Raw genomic sequence first — 19,279 nt, forward strand, 5'->3', positions numbered from 1 at the left:
GTGACGCTTAGGTGCTGGCAACAGCCCGTGCTGGAGCAAACCTCAGGCCGCTTCAGGGAGCAACGGCGTAGAAATGCAATCGTGCAACAGCAACCCAGTCGGGATGTCATATGCGACAAGACGTTCGCTCGGGATGGTCCCGAAATAAAGCCACCATGTCACAGCCTTGCCGCGTCCACCCCCTAATGACTCTAGCCGCCGACGCCATGAGCGAGGCACATTGTTTGCTGTAGCCCATCGATCCCATTTGCGGAGGGCAGGATCATTCAGATCAATATCTACCTCGATCCGGATGGCACGCTTGTCCGGAAACCGAGCCGGTTCCTCTGGGGGAATTCCTGACAGGAGCTTTTCCACATAAGTTAGCTCTCGGGCCTCCGAAAGTCCGTGCCCAGAAGCATCGATGTCAGTCGTCAGCCAGACTGCATTTTTGCTTTTCTTTGGCGTCTTGGGTACGTCACCTCTGGATAAGCCACTTGCCAAAATCCTGGGCAAATACTCTTTCGCGGTGAAATGATAGAATTTCATTCTAGGCCTCGTTGCTTGATTTGATCGCACCAAGCCCAGACCGAAGCGGCCGCAACTCGATGCGGCCTATTCATTTATACGAAAAATCGCCGCTGTAACCTGGCGAATCTTGGCCCGACACGCCTTGTTTTTATTGAGAAATTTTCCGAGCCTCGCAGGCTGGTGCCGGATCGCGGGCCGTCGCTAAACCAACACCATTCCGCGGCTGGCCCCGCTAGTCACGGCCGTCGCGGTGGTCACCTACCCGCCGGACGCCTCGCACGCAGGTGACGCCCCCAAAATATCTGGCGAGAAAATGTCCTACATGGTTCCTATGGATCACCGTCCACGGCTCCGCTAGTATATAGAGATCGTGGTCCTGGAGACCCGATCGGCAATCCACCACTGGGTTAGCCTAGACCGTTTCCGAGCACATCCGGATCGGTCCACACAGCAAGCCTTCGGGCTTGTCTGCCCGCCGCAGCTTCGGCTCGGGATTTAATACGGAGCCGCGCGGCCGGCTCCTATGACGAACCCCGGTCGTCGGGGAGCAGAGCGTCAGCTCTGTCACTGGATCAACCCTTGAATACGGAAATCACCACCCATCGCCGCGTCGACGGCGAAGTCACCACTATTGCGTCCGCCAGACGCTCTTCCAGGTCTCGCTCAACCGGGATCGACCCGCGTCTGATGAACGCCCAGGAAACCGCACGATACCTCGGCCACCAGAGCCGCGCGGTCCTGAGCGAGATACCGGTTTCACCCATAAGACTGTCCGCCAACGGCGTCGGTCGCGGGCAACTCTGGGACCGCCATGCGATCGACCAATGGCTCGACGAGCTGTCCGGAATTCGCCACCCGACAGCCGACTCGGCACCCGCTAAGGACGATTTGGAAGACGAACTCAACGCGTGGAGGCGAACTCGTGGCCAGTGCAATTAGACTGCCTGGCACACATAGGGTGACCAAGCGGCTCGCGAAGGGCCGCTTCGCCATCTACTGGTATGTGACCCGTGGCGGGCCGCTCATCACCAAGTTCGAGGGCGAAAACCGTGGGGCGGCGCTCAAGGCCGAGGCTGAGAAGGCCGGCGAGTTGGCCGCACTCTACGCGGAAGCTCGAAAGCCCAAGCCGCCCTCGGGGCAGACGCTCCGGGGCCTGATCTACAAATACAAGATCGCCGCCGACGGCTTCGGCCGCTTGGCCGAGTCCACCAAGAAACATTGGCGGCGGTCGCTCGACGTGATCGACGGGGAGTTCGGAGACCTCCCGATCAAACTTCTGGAGGCCAAGAGCATCAGGGTCGATATCGTCGAGTGGCGCAATCGCCGAAAGAACACGCCCCGCCAAGCCGACTACGATCTCACGGTGCTGCAACGCCTGCTCTCTTGGGCGAAGAAGACCGGCCTGATCGAGGTCAATCCGGCGGAAGGCATCGACCACATCCACCGATCGAACCGAGCCGACCAGATCGTCGAAAGCCACGAACTCGACGCCATCCTGGCCACCACCACCCCGCGCGCAGCTCTTGCGATCCGCCTCGCAGCGGCGACCGGGCTGAGACGCGAAGACCTCGTCAACATGAAATGGGAGCACGTCAAGGACAGCTACATCACGTTCCCGACCGGGAAGAGCCGTGGGCGAAAGGTCGTGACGGTCCCGATCTACGGCGATGGTCGCGCAGTCATCGACACGCTGAAGGCTGAGCGCGAGGCTCTCATCAAGGCGGGCAAGGTCCCTTCCGCGTATGTCCTGACCACCGAGCTCGGCAAACCGTGGCGACCCGACTCGGTGACACAGGCGTTCGTGCGAGAGGCGAAGAAGCTCAAGATCGCCAAACGCCTCAACGACCTTCGCGGAACCGCGATCACCCGCTTCGTCATCGCTGGGCTTACCGACGAGCAAGTGGCCGACATCGTCGGGTGGGAGCTCAACCGGGTCCGCAACATCCGGAAGCACTATGTCGACGCCAACAAGATCGCGCTGGGCATCATCACCAAGCTTGAGAACGCGGAGAGGACGGGCTAAAGGGAACGCCCCTGGAACGCCAGTGTAAACCGCTCTGTAAACCGCCGCCCGACCATCGCCGAGCGATCCGCTTAACAGACTGATTTCACTGGCATATGCGGCCGTAGTTCAGAGGTAGAACGTCAGCTTCCCAAGCTGAATGTCGGGGGTTCGATTCCCCCCGGCCGCTCCAATAAAATCAATCACTGTCGGATTTCAGTGAAATCGATTCAAATTTCACAAAAGTGATTCTGCGTCAGTCCCGCCGCTGAATTCCGCCAATAGGTTCCTGATCGCGCTGGTGCTCCGATTGCCACACCAATCGGCTGGCTAATGGCAAAAGCCTCAAAGTCCCATAAGGCGTCATCCGGAAGCGGCGCACAAGGCCGCCCTCGCGGTGCGACAAGCAGACATACTGCTTGGTTTGTGGGTTGCCCAATATCAGCCTAGACCAGCTTCTTCAGAAATTTGACCTTAGCGTGCACTAATGGATCGGTGCCCTCCTGGATTACCTTGCGAACGCGGTTGAGGAATATCCGTCCTGACCGACTACGAGAGGCAATCCACGCCATGTCTTCGAATGCCGGCTCTGACTGCGTCAGCCAGCCAAAGACTGCGGGGTCAAGCGAATTGTCCACGAAGCTCGCCGTTACAGCCTCCCTGATCCGGGCACAACGATCCCACGCACCCCACGGCATTGGCCACGGCAGCATTGGCTCGATCACCTGCCAACCCGACAGCGGCATGGTTCCGTCGGCCAGACCGACGTGGACGCGATCGAAGGTCATCTGAAAAAGATCAGCCCTTGAGCGGGACCGCCGGCCGAGAGCCCGCGCCATGAGGAACGCCGAAAAGAACAGTTCGTCGGTCGGGGGCACAGACCCTTTCGCTCGGGCAGCGATTGCCCACGGATCATCGCCGTAGTCATTGGGCACGTCATCCGGACGAAGACACGCGGCGAGGCCAACGACGATTGGGCGGCTCAATGTTCCCGAGCCCAACGAGCCTTCGAGCTTGGTCGGATCTGAGGCAACGCATCTGAGCCAAGGCCAGATGTCGACGGGCTGTCCGGCTGAATACGCCTCGTCGACGATTGAGATAATGTCAGGCGCGCCGAACCGGCGGAGGACACTCCAGGCTGCATCGGCACGACCAGCGGTTACGATCGCCGCAGGGACACCCGGATCCTGAACGTCGAAGTACTCGAGGATAGCGCCGACATCGACTGACCGATTGCGCCAAAACTCGGGCTTCTTCAGGACATCGGGACGCGCAAGGCTGACCGGCTCAGCAAGCGCCGGATGACCCTCAACGCCTACGGCGAGGATGGCGGCCGGGAGGTTCCTGATTGCCGAAGCGGCTAGGTCGCCGAGCCGTGTGGGCTCGCCCAGCGCGCGGGCGAATTCCAAAGGCGAGCGGCGCCACAAGGCTTCGCCCACCGTGGTCGCTGTCGTGGACTCCATCTCACTGTCTGCCTCGATGGCCGCATTGAGAATGAACTCGAATGTTCGATCGTCGATCGTATTGATGTTGGCGACAGCATGGTCGGCGACGATTTTCCGGGCGGCGCGCGCTTGCTTTGCGCCCAAGGCCTCGAACGCGTCTAAGGCTACGCCATAGGAGACCTCGCCACGGTCGGCCCGGTCGAGCGCCTCGTAGAGCTGGCAGAGCGATGACATTGCTGCCCGCCCCCGTGGCACGTCGCCGCCGGCGAGCCGCAAAAAGGCTCGGAGTCCATTGGGCTGATGGAGATCCTCCGCAGCGCTCATGAGACGGGGATCGAGTGGCTCATCGCTGACCACCCGTGCGCCGGGGATCGTCGGCCGCTTCCCGGGCGACAACGGCATCGCAATTTGAAGGTCGAAGGGCTCGGTTGGCGATGAGCGATCCGCCACGACCATCGAACAGAATCGAAAGCTTCGCCTGAGCCGGGGCCACTGCTGCATCCAGATGGCAAGGATCAGGGCCTCGTCAGCCTCGTCCTGCGACGCAGGCAATTCGATCTTGCTCGTGGGATCAAGATAAAGGGCGTTGAGCAACGCTGGCGCGCGCGAACTGTGCAGTGCGTCTGGCGCATCGGTTAGGCCAACGGGTGATAGCGGAACGTCGTAGCCGGCCGCCTGTGCAGTCGGGCGCCGGAATAGGGCGAGAAGACTTGCCGCGTTCGTGATGGTTGCGAGATCCGCAAAACCGATTAGCAGCGAGTGCGTCCAAACACAGCCCGGTCTTGGCAGCTCAGGTGCGGGCCAGGTCCTGGCGAGGACGTATTTGGAGCCATGATGCAAAGGATACCCGGTGAGCACGCCCCGCGACCCATCGCTGAACCGCGTCGTGGACGCATCGCTGAGCACCAGCATCATCCTTGCGTCGGCGTCATGCAATGTGACCGAGCTGGCCACCAATCGATGACCACCGACATAGCCGTGCAGCGCCTGATCGATGTAGATGTTCGACTCGCTCACCGAATGAGCCACTCAAGGGGTTCGGTCAGATCGTGGGAGATCGCCGCTCCCGACACGAGCTGAATTCGCTCTGATGGGATGTCCTGTTCGCGCAGCCGTTCCGCTTCGGGCCTTGGTTCCACTCCTTCCTCATTTGAATCGTACTCGCCTCCCTGGGCGCTGAGGCCGTAGACGCGCCAATCCCAGCCATCGCGGCCACTTGTGAGGTATTGGTGCATCAACGGGAGCTTTTCGCGCAAAAAGGGCTCGGGCTCCCGCCGCTCGCCCGCAGCCTTGTCCCAGACCGAGATCATGATGGACAATCGGCGCGCCCCAAAATCTAGGGGTGCCCTTCGAAGGCTTTGAAGCAATTCGACCAGTTGAACCTGCGTCGGGGCGAGGCAGGGGTGCCACGGAACCGTTTCACCAACCTTCCGTTCGATCCCGATTTTCCTGCAAAGCTCGACTTCATCATAGATCCAGTTGGGAGCATCAATACGATTGCCGTTAACAAGGAGAAGGACGTGCCCGCTGGAGAGGATATCCGCCAGCTCGATGCCCACTTCACGGCCCTCCCACATCCGCTGAAAATCTTCTCCAGGAACGTCAGGGAAGTTCAGCCGGACGGTGCCGCCATCGGAGGTCTTCAGGTCCATGGCGACCTTCCGCAACCCTGCGATCTGCGTGCGATCCTGTTCGATCGCGCTGCGCCACCGGTTAGCGATTTCGGTCAGGTGGTCGAAATTACCCTCCCGAAGCCCTCCGAAAGTCAGGCGCGTTTGAAGTTCGCGGGATTGCACGAGATGCCAGAGCGCGGCCAGAAAGGTTGTTTTTCCGGACCCGGGAAAGCCGACAATCGAGATTGGACGGATGATAGGCCCGATCAAGATTCCAGCTCCTTCAGGCGTTCGAAGTCGCGCGTCCCGACGGGCGCGACCAGTGGAACCTCAGGAACGATCGGTGCCTTGAGCCAGAAAAGCAGTAACTCCGGAAGACCTTCGCCACGATGTCCGCCGGGCTCTTTCGGGGACGCCGTCGTGATGAACGTCTCGATCTCCGCAAAAAACGGCGCAAAGTTGGCTCGGATGCTCGCGACCAATCGATCGAAATCGCCTATGGCGCTGGCTTGGCGTGTCGATGCGAGGACGGCATCGTGCTTGGTGAGCGCAATAGCCAGGCGCTGAACACCGCTCAATGCGCCGGCTTCAGAGAGCCCTTGTACAATCGATTCGATTTCGGCGCGCACGTTGTGACGCTGGGTCGGGTCGATCAGCCGGGCGCCGTCGACCAAAAGGGTCAGGGTGTCGGCCCGCCAAACCTCGAATAATGGGTTCGCGTTCGAAATTTGCCTGCCGACTTGCAGGTACTCCTCCCCTGCGCGATCGGCTATGAGCAAAGTGAGGATCTCGTCGCGATCTTCATGACAAAGGTCCAAGTGATAGAACCGTGCGTCTCCCCGGGGGGTGCGAAAAATGGACGCCTCCGGCCGGCGCGAGGCCGAGCGCGAATCGTGACAAGCGACCTCGAACGAATGCAGCGTCGACGACCCGGCAAATCCAATGCCGCCGACCGGGCCTCGTTGAAAGACGTCGTACATCGCGGCGATGAGGCTCGTTTTACCAGCGTCGAACGTGGCGATGACCCCAACGCGGCGCCCGGCGCGCTCTCGTAGAAGGCGGGTCGCGGAGTCAGCTTCAAGGACCGCGGAAGGTTCTAGGGGCTGAGAGTCCGGCTCGATCGTGGTCGACAGTGTCTCGCCGTCATCGTCATCGGCAGTCGGCGTGCGCCCGAAATTAGGGCAGGTCTCCCGCGCCAGGCCCTCAATGCATTTTCCGTCAATCGCAATGTTGCAGTCGGCATTGGCGCAGAGGACTGAGGCTTCGCTCATCGCTTACGCCGGCGTTTTGAGAAGTAGCCGCTCACGATAGAACAGCTCCGCGAGGCGCAAGGATGACAGGGCATGGTCTTCGGGGATTTCGCAGACGGCTGCCCAACCACTGATCCAGTTCGGGCCTTGCCCCGTTTCGTCGCGCCGCCGCAAAGCCTCATGGATTGGGTGCGTAACTGCGGAGATGTTCGTGCCGCTGAGTATGGCTTTACACCAAGCATCGCTCATCGCGTTGACCGCGTCGGTAATGTTGATCTTCGTCTTGCGGTTTAAGCCCGAACGCGACAGCAATGCAGGGATAGACATGGGACCGGGCCGACGAGCGGTTCGCCGGGCCAACTCCTCAGCAACCACGAGCGAGCGTTCGTTGAGTTTAAGGTCGGCCTGGGGGCTGCCGTCGGTCAGTTCGCCCGACATTAACCACCAAAGCATCTGGAGTTCTTCATCAACTAGTTCCTGACGGCGCGCCAGCTGCGAGACGATACCGCTTGCCCGTTCAATGGTGCCGTGGAGCGCCTTATCGGCGGCCGCTTTCAACGCCTTCAGCGCCACCAAGGGGTCAGGGTCCGTCCCATCGTCCTCGGCAGCTGGCCACTCGATGGCGTCGACGGTGATCGCCTTGACGTCGACGCGGGCGCGGGTGGTTTTGGATTTCTCGCGGACTGCATTCTCAGCCATCGCGATCAAGTCCATCGGTAGCTGAGGTTTGCGCGCGCCATCCAGACCAGCGGTCGTCAAGGCCAAGGCGGCGGTGTCGGATGGAAGGAGGCGCACTGTGAGCGCTGCGGCCGCCAGGATTTGTAACTCCCGTTCCGCCGCTACTGTTCCGAACGTCGGATCACCGCGATTGATATTTTCGACGATCCTGGCTTTGACGCTTTCGTCCGGCCCTTGGCGCGATTTCAGCGCCAACCGGATCAACGCTTCGATCTCTTGGGCCTGAAGGTTATGGATGACATCCGCCACGCCTGCCCATCGAGTGACGGCGGCGCTTCCCTGACCGGCCTCTAGGCTCGCGTACCAGATCGGGAAGTCCTGGGGCATCTTCACCATGATGACTAATTCCCCCCCGCCGTTGCGACCAATTCAGCCAACTGATCGAGTTGTCCGCGCTCGCCGGCCCTCAAGAATGCCATCCCGTAGCGCTCCGGTTCGGGCAGACTCAATTCATCTTCGGTGATGAGCGCCAAGCTGAACATCACTTCGCGCTTCCGGTCGCCATCGAGCTGCCAGAAACGGTGAATCAGGTCTCTGCGCAGTTCGTCACCCATCGACGCCTCTACATCGATCACCTGTGCCGGCGCGAGGTCGGCCAAAAGAGTTGAACTGTCTGCAATGGCCCCTCCCGCAGCAAGCGTCGGCGCAGGGCTGCCAGCGGGGTGCAATCGACCTGGAAATGGCATCGTAGCACGATGGGCGTCTTGCCTGGAGGGCGTCTGGACAGGAACGAACATCTCAGGGCTCCGCTGATAGCGGAACTGATGCGTCTCGACCCGCAGCTGACGCGCCGCGCCGACCCCTTCGACATCGATTCTAAGCAGATTGTAACCGGGTTCCCAGCCGGGCTCTTTGCGCGACGGGTTCACCGAACCAGCCAGCACGCGAATGTAGTGAGGCGTTGGAACAATACGCTGCCGATGTTTGTGTCCAAATAATTGGAACATGGCGCGGCTGTTTAAATCATCGTCGACCTGATCGCCGTCTGAAAGCCACTCGACGGGATGGTGGCACAACGTCAGATGAACTCTATCCTCAACAGGATCCAGTGCTGTTTGCATGGCACTAAGAAATAGGTCTCCTTCGCGATCATCCGCGCCATCTTTGCCCGAGAGCAGGGTGGAGGTCAGGCCGTTGATCCGCAACATGACGCCACCCCCAAGGGGTAAATCTTGATGCCAAAAGATCTTCGTCGGATATATTTGGCAGTTCATCGGTGCGGCGAAATCGTTGTATGCCGCGTGAGCGGCGAAAAGATCCCGGGCGACTTGGTCACTGCGGAGTTGTGCACGAAGCGCCTGCTCCTTGTTGTCCAGCCTGGCATTGGCGATCCGGTGTTGCGCATTTTGCAGACCGAGGTTCTTACCCGTGATCGACCGATCTACATCGTGATTTCCAGGAACCACGAAGACGCGGTTGGTCGACGAGCACCCGCAGATATTGGCGAGCTCCGCGAGCCATTGCGTTGCGACGGCATACTCGTCAGGGTGAGCCTTGTAGGCGATGTCCCCACCGACCAAGATCGCATCAACAGGCCCGAATTCGTCGACCTTTGTTTTTAGATGGTTGCTGATTCGGGTTCGGATTGGATGGTCGGGATCGGTATCCGCATCCAAGCAGTCAGGCTCCCGGAAATGGATGTCGGAAATGTGCAGAAGGAGCATTGGCGCTTCGAATTTGACTACCTGATGTCTCTAGTGCGGAGTGCGAGGGCAGGCCGAGAGCCTCCAGCTTTGCCGCAACCGACGATAGCAAACCAATTGAACGTGGGACAGACCCTGCTTGGTCGTTCTTGCGGGTTGCCCCTCGACGTCGAGCCACCCACAAGCGCCGTCGCAGATCACATCGTCCAAAGCAGACTCCCGCTGCGCTCCCGGAAATAGACATTCGCTGCCGCGACCTGAAGGCTGACTCCCATCCGTAGCTATCGCTGGCGAGCGAACGTAGGATGGGAGCATGCCTAGCCTGACTTCCGAACCCGAACACCGCGCCAACCACACGCCGCCGCCGCAAGACCAGATTATCCGCCGAACCGACGCCACCCTCCGTGGCCGTTATCCGCACCTGACGACTGAGATCTTCGAGGTTGCGCCGTTCGAGTTTCGCATCGTCTTCGACGCGGCCCTCCAGGACGCGGGCGCGATCGGACCGGTCTTCGACAAAGAGATTCGTCCCGTCACCGCCCAGGTGAGGCTCAGCAATCAACGGCCGGACAAACCGATCCGCGAGTTGCGTCCCATGACCGACGCCGAGGCCTCAAGTGAGATGGCCGGCTTACCTTTGCGCACGATCGACCTGCTGAACTTTCTAATGTCGCGCTACCCGGATTGCGGCGTGACGGACCTGACCACCGACTCCCGCCATCGCCAGGTCAGACTCAAGGCACCCGCACCGGTAACAAGCCGCGTACTGGAAGATATTGCCGCTTTCTTTCGGACGTTGGGCCTCGACTGGCCAATCGACCTCGATGTCGTGAAAGCTGGGCGCCCCCAGCACATGCAGGCCGAGACTAATCCTATGTTCATCTGGGCAGCGGCTCTGCGAAGGGCGGCACCCCGTCACGTTCGGGAGGACGAGGCCTTCTGGTTTGACAATATCGACGAGATCGCCAACGGCAATCTCGTCGTCGACCGTTTCCCGGGCATGAAGCCGGGGACCTTCCGGTGCTACCTGGACCTCACTCTTGGAGGCGACCACGTCAATCTGCGCCAGGTGCTGATGCTCTATGACGAAGTCTGGTGCAGCCTGCCCCTCGCCCATGACTTGGAGCCTTTCCTCGAACGCCAGCATCTGACCCGGGATGACCTTCTGAACATGGTCTCCTCCGGCCGCCTCAGGATTGTCTCAACGCAGCCGGAGGAGCGGCTGGATATCCGGTTCCTGGAGGCCATTGCCGAGCGCGACCCGACAGCGATCTTCGGTCGAAGGACAACCGCTGCCCTGTTGATGGCAGATGTCGCCCAAACCGCGGGGATCTCACATGTAAACAATCCCGCCCTTCAGGGTCTCGCCGGCCCTATAGCCAAGGCGGTCGCCGAAGCGATGGGTGGCTCCGCCGAAGGCATTGTTCAGGGCCTCTTGTGGCCGCTGCAGGCGCGGCGCAGCGCCTTGCAGTCCACCTTGGACCTCGGATCCAAGGCCGGTCCGGCGCTCGGCCTCGGTCGAGCGCTTGCGGCCCAGATCAGGGCGTTGCGGGGCGTTGACCTCGAACTCGAGCTTTTGGCCTTCTCTGAAACCGTCCACATTGGGCACGCTCTCAATGCAACCGTATATCCCGGCCTCCACCAGTCCGAAGGCGAGGTGAACCTGATGTCCTTGCTCGGCGGAGATTTGAACTTCCATCGCGGCTTCAACACGGCAATCGCGGCCTCTTGGGCCGCGAACGAACGCCGACGCGCCGACGGCGTCACAGTTATGCCTTCCCTGCCCTTATTCGAATTCGAACATATCCCAATCGACGAGTTCCTTGAGGACACCCGGCTAGGATCGACCCGCCGTTCGGGCCGTGCGCTGATGTCGCGGCTATCAGACCTTCTGGACGAAGCGCGCGAGGATGAGGTCCGAAAGCTAATCGACGAGCTTCGCCGCCTAGAGCGCAGCCAAGGCGCGCAACTCCTCAGTTTCGACACACTTGACACCGGGATTTCCATGGCCAGCGTTTTGGCAAGCTTCACCTATCCGCCGATTGCTGGACTACTTGGCTTGAGTAAATCTGTCGTCGAGCACTTGAGGCAATTCCCAGCGGTCGACCGTTTTGTTGACGATTTCATTATAGACGCCCAGCATTTCACTGGGAAGAATCGCGACTTGGATTTCCTCTACCGGATCAAGCGGGTCGCGCAGTTCAAGCGACCTAGGATCTGAGATCCCTGGCCCCATACGGTGAATTCAGAACCCACTGGCGGCGCAGTGGACCAGTCCGCTGTGCTGGGGTGAGCCATAAAGTGAAGAGTCCAGGACCCGGGCCTCCAGGGCCGTGGTGCCCAAAGTTCAAGGCCAAGCGTTCATTTCGGCGTTCCAATCCAAGTCGGAACATAGATTCCAATGTCAGCTGAGCAGAAACAAGCGCAGCATTTCGCCAGCACCTGCAATGACAGCAGTTGGCGAGATGCGCTACGCCGCGCTGGCGGCTCGGCTCTCCCGGACGCATTCGTGGGCGGTCGGCTGACGAGCTCACCTGCCCCACGGCGGGCAACTATCGCCGACGAGGCTTGATCGGCCATCTAAAGCCTCAGCGCTCCTCAGATTCATTTGGCGGCAGATGTCGCGTCAGTTCCATCGCGTCATGCAGGACCCGCAAGACCAGAACCCGGTCGTCGTCGAACTCATAGACAAGGAGGTGACGCGGGTGGCCAACCAGGCAGGCCCTACTTTTCCCTCGCCCTCGGCAATAGCGGAGGTGATAGGTGCGGACCTTCGGTCCGAGCTCTGGCCGCTCCAGACTTCCCAAACAGGTGGGATCGGCAAGGAGGTCGCCCAACGCGATCTCGATGATGGTTTCGTAGCGGCGACGGGCTTGGGCGCCGAACGACGCGGCGCTGATGTCCAAGATCGCAGCCAGATCCGCCTGCGCCGATATCGTCAATTCCAGACGGCGCAAGCTGCCACGTCCGGTCAGCTGCGAGCGGTGCGGCCGAGGCCGCCCAGAAAGGCGCCGATCCGATCAGCGCCGATGACGACTGTCCGCCCATGTTCGGCGTCGTCGCGCCCAAGTCCGATCGCCTGCCTCAGGGCCTCGAGCTTGAGCTCGTCCTCTCGTTGCTGCCGTTCGAGCAGCCGCAAAGCCTCACGCACAACCTCGCTGGCGTTCTGAAATCGACCCGACGCGACATTCACATCGACAAAGTCGGCGAAATGCTCTGTCAGATTGACATTGCGCGCAGGCATTGGGGATCCTCCTGAGCGTCGAACCCTATCGTGAATGTCAAAGATTGACAATGCGTAAGCGGAGTGCAGCCACCCTTTGAAGGGTGATTGACGGATGTCAGTTTTGCAGGAGGGCTTTCCAACCCCAGGGGGTGAGCTCTGTGAGGCGGCTCTGCAGATGTCCGTTCACCAGGCGGGTGAGGACATCGGTTAGATAGGCGGTCGGATTGACGCCGTGGAGTTTGCAGTTTTCCACCAGGGTGGCCAGGACTGCCCAGTGGTGTGCGCCCTCGTCGGAGCCGGCGAAGAGCGCATTTTTCCGATTTAATGCGATGGGGCGCATCGTCCGCTCGACCGGGTTGGTGTCCAGCTCGACGCGTCCGTCAGCGAGGAAGACAGTCAGGCCGTCCCAGTGGGTCATCGCGTACCGGATAATCCCGGCCGCGGGCGAGCGGCCCGGAAGTTTGGCGAGCTGAGTTTCCAGCCAGGCTTTGAGATCTTCGATGAGCGGGCTGCTGCGGTCCTGGCGTGCGGCGGCGCGCGCCTCGGCGCCTTGGCCGCGGATATCAGCCTCGATGGCGTATAGTTCTGCGATGCGCCGAAGGGCTTCGGTGGCGATGTGCGCCGCGCCGCCCTTGGCCAGGTCGAAGAACTTGCGGCGCAGATGCGACCAGCAGTGGGCGAGCGTCACCTGACGATTGCGGCCGGCCAGAGTCTTGTAGGCGCTATAGCCATCGGTCTGCAGCACGCCGCTGAACTCTTCCAGCATGGCGATGGCATGCTCGGCGCCGCGACCAGGGGCGTAGGTGTAAACCACGCACGGCGGATCCGGCCCCGCCCAGGCCCGGTCGTCCCGGGCGATGGCCCAGAAGTAGCCGGTCTTGGTGCGCCCTCGGCCAGGATCGAGCACCGGCGCTATGGTCTCGTCGACGAAGAGCTTGTTGGACCTGAGCAGTTCTTGTCGCATCAGGGTCCAGATTGGCTTCAGCTCGGCGGCCGCGTAGCCAGTCCAGAAGGCCAGGGTCGAGCGGTCGATCTCGATCCCCTGGCGGGCCAGGCCTTGGGCTTGGCGATAGAGCGGGGTGTGATCGGCGTACTTGGCGACGAGGACCTGAGCCACCATCCGCTCGGTCGGAAGCCCGCCCTCGATCAACCGGGCCGGCGCCGGAGCCTGGACCACCTGGCCCTCACAAGCCCGGCAGGCGTATTTTGGCCGGCGGGTGACCAGGACCTGATATTGCGCCGGCACGACATCCAGGCGGCGGGAGACATCCTCGCCGATCACATGCATGGCGCCGGCGCAGCAGGGGCAGATCGTCGAGGCCGGTTCGACCACCACCTCCACCTCGGGCAGGTGCGGCGGCAGAGAGGGACGCTGCTCGCGGCGCTGACGCGTGCGGTGCGTCTTCAGCTGCGGATCGTCCTTTTCCTCCTCGCCCTCGATCTCGGCCAGCCCCTGCTGGAGATCCTCCAGGGCCAGTTGCAATTGGTCCTTGTCCATCCGCTCGGAGCGCTTGCCGAACTGCAGCCGGCGAAGCTGGGCGATGATGTGTTCGTAGCGCTCGTTCTGCGCTGTCAGCCGTTCGACTTCGGCTTCCAGGCGGATGCGCTCGGCCTCGAGGGCCTTATTCTCTTCGATCTGGGCCACCAGTTCGGCCTGCCTGGCGCGCTCGGCCAGGAGCATCGCCTGCAGCGTCCCTACATCGTCCGGAAGGGTGTCGTGCGCGACGTCCATGCCTTCGATTAGAGCATAAAATCAGCCGCTTGAGGCGCCCCCGCGTGAGACCCGAGTCATCTTGCCGCACCCTATCGGACGGCCTTTGGGCTCACCCGCCGGGGCGGATGAACCCGCGTCCAATCCAGCCCGTCGAGCAAAGCCGCCAGCTGCGCCGACGACAGCCGCATCACCCCGTCGCTGACCGGCGGCCACTTGAAAGAGCCCTCGTCCAGGGCCTTCCAGACCATCACCAACCCCGTGCCGTCCCAGACCACCAGCTTTATCCGGTCCGCACGCCGCGCGCGGAACACCAGCACCGTGCCCGAGAAAGGATCCTGGCCCAGCGCTTCCTTGGCCAAGGCAGCGAGACTGTCCGCTCCTTTGCGAAAATCAACAGGCTTGGTCGCCACCAGAACCCGGACACCCGAACCGAGCCCAATCACCGCGCCGCTCGCAGCGCCATCAGGATCGCCGTCACCATCGCCGGATCGGCCCCCGGCTCAATGCTGACCGATGCGCCGCGCAGCCGAACCTCGATCAAACCGCGCTGCATGACCGCGGCCGCGCCGGCGTCGTCCACCTCCACCCGCGCGAACCCAGCAGCTTCGGCCGCTCGCTGCGCATCCCGCCGCCAAGTGAAAATCTGCGTCTTGGAAAGGCTGTGCCGGGCCGCCGCGTCACCCACCGAGGTCGCATAGCTCTCGGCCACGATCTGGGCCTTGAGCTCCGAGTTCCACTTGCGCCGACGGCCAGATCCCGTGAACACCTCGATCCGACGCGCCGAAGGCATCATCAGCACATCGTCACCAAGCATCATCAGCACCCCAAGCCCGCACAGTCGTTCAACCGGCAGACTCGGCGATCACGTCAGCCCGGGAAAGGTGGGGGAAAAGCCGCGCTTACGACAATGCCGGGATGAGAACGCCTCCTTCCGGGTGCCCCTACCCTGCCGATCCCAATGTCAGGTTCCGGGAAGCTGCCCCTGCCGTGGCCGGCTCGCACGGCATGGCGGCTATTGGCGAACAGGCGACCAATCCGCGGTATGTCCGCAAGCGTCGCACTGGATGCGGAGGCGGGGGTAGCCCTAATGGATGGCCGGCGCGCCATCGTCGCTGAGCGCGTAAGCCAGCCGGCGGGCGAGTTCGCTCTCGCCGAATGGCTTGCGTATGACCTGATGCTCGTCGATGTGATCTATGGCGGTCAGATCGGCATAGCCGGTCACAAACAGGACGCGTAAGTCAGGGCGTTTGGCCTGAGCCGCGCGGGCTACGTCAGCCCCATTCATGCCGGGCATGGCGAAATCCAGCAACAGCAGGTCGATCGAGGGCCCTGAATCCAATACTTCTAGGGCGGCCCCGCCGCTGCCGGTCTCTATCACCTTGAGCCCAAGACGTCGGAGCATGTCGGCGGTGGTGGCGCGCACCTGGTCGTCGTCGTCGACCAAAAGGACCGTTCCGCCAACCGCGCCGCCCGTGAGGCCTTCCCGCACGAGGGAGGGGCTTGAAGCAACTGCAGCCGCCCGGGCGCGCGGGAAAAAGACCTGGACCGTCGTACCTTCCCCCAGCACGGTTTCGATGCGAACGCCGCCGCCGGATTGCTTGGCGAAGCCAAGGACCTGGCTCAGACCAAGGCCAGAGCCTTTGCCAACGCCCTTGGTGGTGAAGAAGGGTTCGAAGACCCGCGCCAGGGTTTCCGGGCCCATGCCGCTGCCGGTGTCTTGGACGCTCAGAACCACATACTCGCCGGGTACGGGCTCTTCGGGACGCCCGGCCGAGCGACGGATCGTGGCGTTGGCCGTCTCGACGCTGATGACACCGCCTCGGCCGTTCATCGCGTCCCGCGCATTGATCGCCAGGTTGAGAATGATCATTTCGATTTGGGTCGGGTCGACCATCGCCATCCAGACGCCCGGCTCCAGTCGCGCCTCCAGACGGATCGTCGCGCCCAAGGTGCTTTGCAGGAGATCCCGCAGGCTGGTCACCGCCTCATTCAGATTGGTCGGCTTTGGCTCAAGCTTCTGACGCCTGGAAAAGGCCAACAGCTGAGCCGTCAGCTTGGCGCCGCGTTCGGCCGCCAAACGCATCATATTGACCCGCTGAACTTCACCCTCCCCGACCGTCCGCTCCAGCCGGCCCAGGTTGCCGATAATCACCGTCAAGAGATTGTTGAAATCATGCGCGACGCCCGCCGTCAGCTGACCGACCGCTTCAAGCCGTTGCATTCGCATCACTGTCGCTTCGACGCGTTCGCGTTCGGCCATCTCGGTCAATAGGCGTCGGTTCGCGGCGGCCAGTTCGGCGGTGCGCTCCTCGACGCGCCGCTCTAACTGGTCGGCCAATGCCCTCACCTCTTCCTCGCGAACGCGCAAGGTCTCTGCGGCTCGCTCGCGCTCGTGCAATAGAGCTTCGGCCTCACGCTGGCGGCGGCGCATGCGCACGGCCGAGCGCGCGGTGCTGATCAAGGTGGTGGGATGGAGAGGTCTCTCAAGTATGGCGGCGTTGCCCAATTGGTCGATTGCAGCCTGGGTCGTCGCCGTGAGGGGCGCGCCGCGCGTGCGCAGAAAGATGATCGGATAGTCCGACCACGCCGGCTGATTGATCAGCCACGCCCTGAGCGCTTCGAACGCCCCGGGGTCCAGGGCTTCCTGGGCTATGATCAGGCCCGCACCATGCGCAAGCCGCCCGGCCGAGGCGGCCAACTCCGTCAGCACCTCGGCGGCAAGGCCCGCAGCCTGAAGCAAGTCCTTGATCACTAAGGCGTCCCGGCCGCGCGGGGCCAGCACATAGAGGGTAAGCGCTGAAGGCTCAGCCGCCATTGTCTTGCGCCTGCAGCAGCGATGAAGAGGCGCCTACAAAGGAAGGCACGCCGGTGAGCACACCCTGGAACTTGTCCAGCACCGGTCCGACCTGGAGCCTGTCGCTGCGGATAAGAAGCTCACGCAGCGTGGCCTCGTGTTCGCCGGTGCGTTTCTTCAGCACCGACAGTGTGCGGCGAATCTCGCCCTGAGCTTCGAAAAAGCGCAGCAGGAGAACATTGTCGCTGACATAGGTGAGATCGACGCTTGAGTGCATCGGACCAACCAGGCCGTGCTGCGCCAATACCACGAGAGTTACGACACCCTGCTGGCCCAGATAGGTCAGCAGCTCATGCATCTGCAGGGCCAAAAAGGATTCTTCCGGAAGAGCGTTCTGGTACCCTGAGAGAGAGTCAATGACGACGATGCGGGCGCCTTGCTCGACACTGTCCCTGATCATGCCGGCGAGCTCTCCAGGCGAGAACTCCGCTGGGTCCACATGCTTCAGGGTTAGTTGTCCGGAGGCTTCGTAGGTTTCCAGGTTCACTCCGACCCCGATCGCGCGCTTGAGCAGCACCCGCCGGCTTTCGTCAAAGGAGACGACGAGACCGGCCTCTCCGCGTTCGAGGGCCGCCTTCAAAAATTGCAGGCAGACCATGGACTTACCCGTGCCAGCCGGACCGATAATCATAGTTCCGGTGCCGCGATCCAGCCCCCCGCCAAGGAGCTTGTCCAGTTCGGCTATACCGCTTGTGACCGGCGCGGCGTCAGAATAGGCGCTGTGATGCTCAGCAGCGATCAGGCGCGGATGGACGCTAAATCCACCGGTTCGGATAACGTAGTCATGGAAGCCGCCGCGGAATTCGCGCCCGCGCATTTTAAAAACCCGTAGCCGCCGACGATCGCCGCCGAACTGCATTGGTGTCTGTTGCAGCCGGATCACCGCATGGGCCAAGCTGTGCAGGCTGGTTTCCTCGATCTCCTGGGTCAGGTCATCAAGAAACAAGGCTGTGCAGCCCTGCTTGGCCAGAAAGTGTTTTAAAGCCAGCACCTGGCGGCGGTGGCGCAATGGCGTTTGGGACAGCAGGCGTATCTCGGCCACGCTGTCGAAGACGACCCGGTGCGGCTTGATCCGATCGACTTCCTTCATGACCATGCCGACCGTTTCGCCCAGCTCAAGGTCCGAGGCGTAGAGCACCGACTGGTCGCGATTGGGGTCAAGCGTCAGCTCCGGCGGAATCAACTCAAAGATTTCGATCCCCTCCAGGGACCAGCCGTGCGTCGCCGCGTTGTGCATGAGTTCTTCGCGGGTTTCGGACAGGGAGACGTACAGGCCCCGCTCGCCGCGCTCGCGACCGTCCATCAGAAACTGAAGCGCCAACGTGGTCTTGCCCGTGCCCGGCGCCCCTTCGATGAGATGAAGACTTGAGCGCGCGTAACCGCCCGCCGTGATGTAGTCGAGACCTGGCACGCCCGTCGGCACAGCGTCGCCGAAGGTTGTTCCATTCAACCGCTTTGAGGTTTCCACAGCTTCGGCCAGGGACAAGTCCTGCTCCATGAATGCATTCGAACGTCCAGCCGGCGTGCAGATCAAGGCCCGGCCCTTCGGGAGAGCAGCCCGCCCAAAGCCGGCCGGCGCTCGGCATTCGAACGCATCAGCGCCACGCTGGTTTCGGCTTCGACGCCTCCAGCTTACTGCGAGAGCATTGCGTGTGCTCGAATGTTTCGCCGGGATATCCCGGACAGGCAGAAGGGAAGGCGGACGGCATACCGTCGCCCTTCCAGATCGCTTCGGGCGTGACCGGGCGCGGGTTCGCCGCGGCCTTAGCCAAGACGGAACATTTGTGAAGAAACTTCGTTCTGGCCAAGAATTCATGGCGCCGCTGGCAGCTCGCGCCATCAACAACCCAGAACTTTGCGACGGGCGCCTCTGTATGCAGGACTACGTCCTCTTGATCAACGACAGCCGATATTCCGTACCCACCCTGCGCCTGATAACCGCCCGCAACGTCGATGAGGCGCGGTCGATCGCGGACCTTGTGCTGGCCGAGTCTCCCTACCACCGATCCGTGGAAGCGAGTGATCGGCACGGCTCGCTGTTCGTGGTTCCCGATCCGCCCCCGCAGAATCGCGACCCAGACCTGCCTGAAGATGCTTCGCGCCCGGATTGAAGGCGCCCGCCGCCTTGATCCGCTTGATGGATCCTCAGCGCGCCGGTCTGGGTGAACGGCCTAACAGGCGCTCGATTAGTCTTCTGCCACCTCTAGAACACGCGCCTCGTGCGATTGGAAAATTCTCGCGCAAGCTGGGCCTTCTGTGTCTCAGGTTCGCCCCAGGCTTTAGT

At 61.9% G+C, this 19,279-nt stretch carries 17 protein-coding genes and 1 tRNA gene; 5 read left to right on the forward strand and 13 right to left on the reverse strand.

All coding sequences use genetic code 11. From position 1 onward, the window contains the following. Positions 1–42 precede the first annotated feature (42 nt). Complete coding sequence (locus KCG34_RS12285) at positions 43–528, reverse strand: hypothetical protein (protein WP_211940634.1); 486 nt, start codon at positions 526–528, stop codon at positions 43–45. A gap of 561 nt (positions 529–1,089) precedes the next feature. Here KCG34_RS12285 and KCG34_RS12290 point away from each other — a divergent pair. The 3 genes from KCG34_RS12290 (at position 1,090) to KCG34_RS12300 (ending at position 2,705) form a co-directional block, all read left to right on the forward strand. Next, positions 1,090–1,449: a hypothetical protein gene (locus tag KCG34_RS12290; RefSeq protein ID WP_211940635.1), complete on the forward strand. Its 360-nt coding sequence runs from the start codon at positions 1,090–1,092 to the stop codon at positions 1,447–1,449. A gap of 19 nt (positions 1,450–1,468) precedes the next feature. Beyond that, positions 1,469–2,533 (forward strand): tyrosine-type recombinase/integrase, encoded by a 1,065-nt coding sequence (locus tag KCG34_RS12295; protein WP_211940636.1) that lies wholly within the window; start codon positions 1,469–1,471, stop codon positions 2,531–2,533. 97 nt (positions 2,534–2,630) lie between these two features. Next, positions 2,631–2,705 (forward strand) — tRNA-Gly (locus KCG34_RS12300). Between the two features lie 253 nt (positions 2,706–2,958). Here the strand turns inward: KCG34_RS12300 and KCG34_RS12305 are convergent. From KCG34_RS12305 to KCG34_RS12325, 5 genes are read right to left on the reverse strand one after another with little or no spacing between them, the layout of a single operon-like run. Beyond that, on the reverse strand, positions 2,959–4,974 hold the full coding sequence (locus KCG34_RS12305) for a GAP1-N1 domain-containing protein (RefSeq protein WP_211940637.1): 2,016 nt from the start codon (positions 4,972–4,974) through the stop codon (positions 2,959–2,961). Further along, entirely contained in the window at positions 4,971–5,840 is an 870-nt protein-coding gene (locus tag KCG34_RS12310) for a TRAFAC clade GTPase domain-containing protein (RefSeq protein ID WP_211940638.1), read from the reverse strand. The genes KCG34_RS12305 and KCG34_RS12310 overlap by 4 nt, the downstream gene beginning before the upstream one ends. Next, positions 5,837–6,841 (reverse strand): TRAFAC clade GTPase domain-containing protein, encoded by a 1,005-nt coding sequence (locus KCG34_RS12315; RefSeq protein ID WP_211940639.1) that lies wholly within the window; start codon positions 6,839–6,841, stop codon positions 5,837–5,839. Before KCG34_RS12315 ends, KCG34_RS12310 begins: the two co-directional genes overlap by 4 nt. A 3-nt stretch (positions 6,842–6,844) precedes the next feature. After that, positions 6,845–7,894: a GTPase-associated system all-helical protein GASH gene (locus KCG34_RS12320; RefSeq protein WP_211940640.1), complete on the reverse strand. Its 1,050-nt coding sequence runs from the start codon at positions 7,892–7,894 to the stop codon at positions 6,845–6,847. A 5-nt stretch (positions 7,895–7,899) separates the two neighbouring features. Then, positions 7,900–9,222 carry a metallophosphoesterase gene (locus tag KCG34_RS12325; RefSeq protein ID WP_211940641.1) on the reverse strand — a complete coding sequence of 441 codons (1,323 nt, stop codon included), beginning with the start codon at positions 9,220–9,222 and terminating at the stop codon, positions 7,900–7,902. Positions 9,223–9,514: 292 nt separating this feature from the next. On the opposite strand from KCG34_RS12325, the gene KCG34_RS12330 reads away from it, so the two are divergent. Next, positions 9,515–11,422, forward strand: coding sequence for a hypothetical protein (locus KCG34_RS12330; protein WP_211940642.1), 1,908 nt, complete (start codon positions 9,515–9,517; stop codon positions 11,420–11,422). Positions 11,423–11,789: 367 nt separating this feature from the next. Here the strand turns inward: KCG34_RS12330 and KCG34_RS12335 are convergent, their stop codons facing one another. The 7 genes from KCG34_RS12335 to KCG34_RS12365 form a co-directional block, all read right to left on the reverse strand. Then, on the reverse strand, positions 11,790–12,158 hold the full coding sequence (locus KCG34_RS12335; protein WP_211940643.1) for a type II toxin-antitoxin system RelE/ParE family toxin: 369 nt from the start codon (positions 12,156–12,158) through the stop codon (positions 11,790–11,792). Between the two features lie 14 nt (positions 12,159–12,172). Beyond that, positions 12,173–12,445: a type II toxin-antitoxin system ParD family antitoxin gene (locus KCG34_RS12340; RefSeq protein ID WP_211940644.1), complete on the reverse strand. Its 273-nt coding sequence runs from the start codon at positions 12,443–12,445 to the stop codon at positions 12,173–12,175. A 97-nt stretch (positions 12,446–12,542) separates the two neighbouring features. Continuing rightward, complete coding sequence (gene tnpC, locus KCG34_RS12345; RefSeq protein ID WP_211939134.1) at positions 12,543–14,159, reverse strand: IS66 family transposase; 1,617 nt, start codon at positions 14,157–14,159, stop codon at positions 12,543–12,545. A gap of 71 nt (positions 14,160–14,230) precedes the next feature. Beyond that, complete coding sequence (gene tnpB / locus KCG34_RS12350; protein ID WP_249138211.1) at positions 14,231–14,500, reverse strand: IS66 family insertion sequence element accessory protein TnpB; 270 nt, start codon at positions 14,498–14,500, stop codon at positions 14,231–14,233. A gap of 80 nt (positions 14,501–14,580) precedes the next feature. After that, positions 14,581–14,958, reverse strand: a complete 378-nt coding sequence (locus tag KCG34_RS12355) for a transposase (protein ID WP_249138341.1) — start codon at positions 14,956–14,958, stop codon at positions 14,581–14,583. A 267-nt stretch (positions 14,959–15,225) separates the two neighbouring features. Further along, on the reverse strand, positions 15,226–16,956 hold the full coding sequence (locus KCG34_RS12360) for an ATP-binding protein (protein WP_211940645.1): 1,731 nt from the start codon (positions 16,954–16,956) through the stop codon (positions 15,226–15,228). After that, complete coding sequence (locus tag KCG34_RS12365) at positions 16,946–18,481, reverse strand: ATPase domain-containing protein (RefSeq protein WP_249138318.1); 1,536 nt, start codon at positions 18,479–18,481, stop codon at positions 16,946–16,948. Before KCG34_RS12365 ends, KCG34_RS12360 begins: the two co-directional genes overlap by 11 nt. Before the next feature lie 298 nt (positions 18,482–18,779). On the opposite strand from KCG34_RS12365, the gene KCG34_RS12370 reads away from it, so the two are divergent. Next, entirely contained in the window at positions 18,780–19,106 is a 327-nt protein-coding gene (locus KCG34_RS12370; protein WP_211940647.1) for a hypothetical protein, read from the forward strand. Positions 19,107–19,279: the final 173 nt, after the last annotated feature.

The sequence above is a fragment of the Phenylobacterium montanum genome, from assembly GCF_018135625.1.
GTDB classification, from domain to species: Bacteria; Pseudomonadota; Alphaproteobacteria; order Caulobacterales; family Caulobacteraceae; genus Poindextera; species Poindextera montana.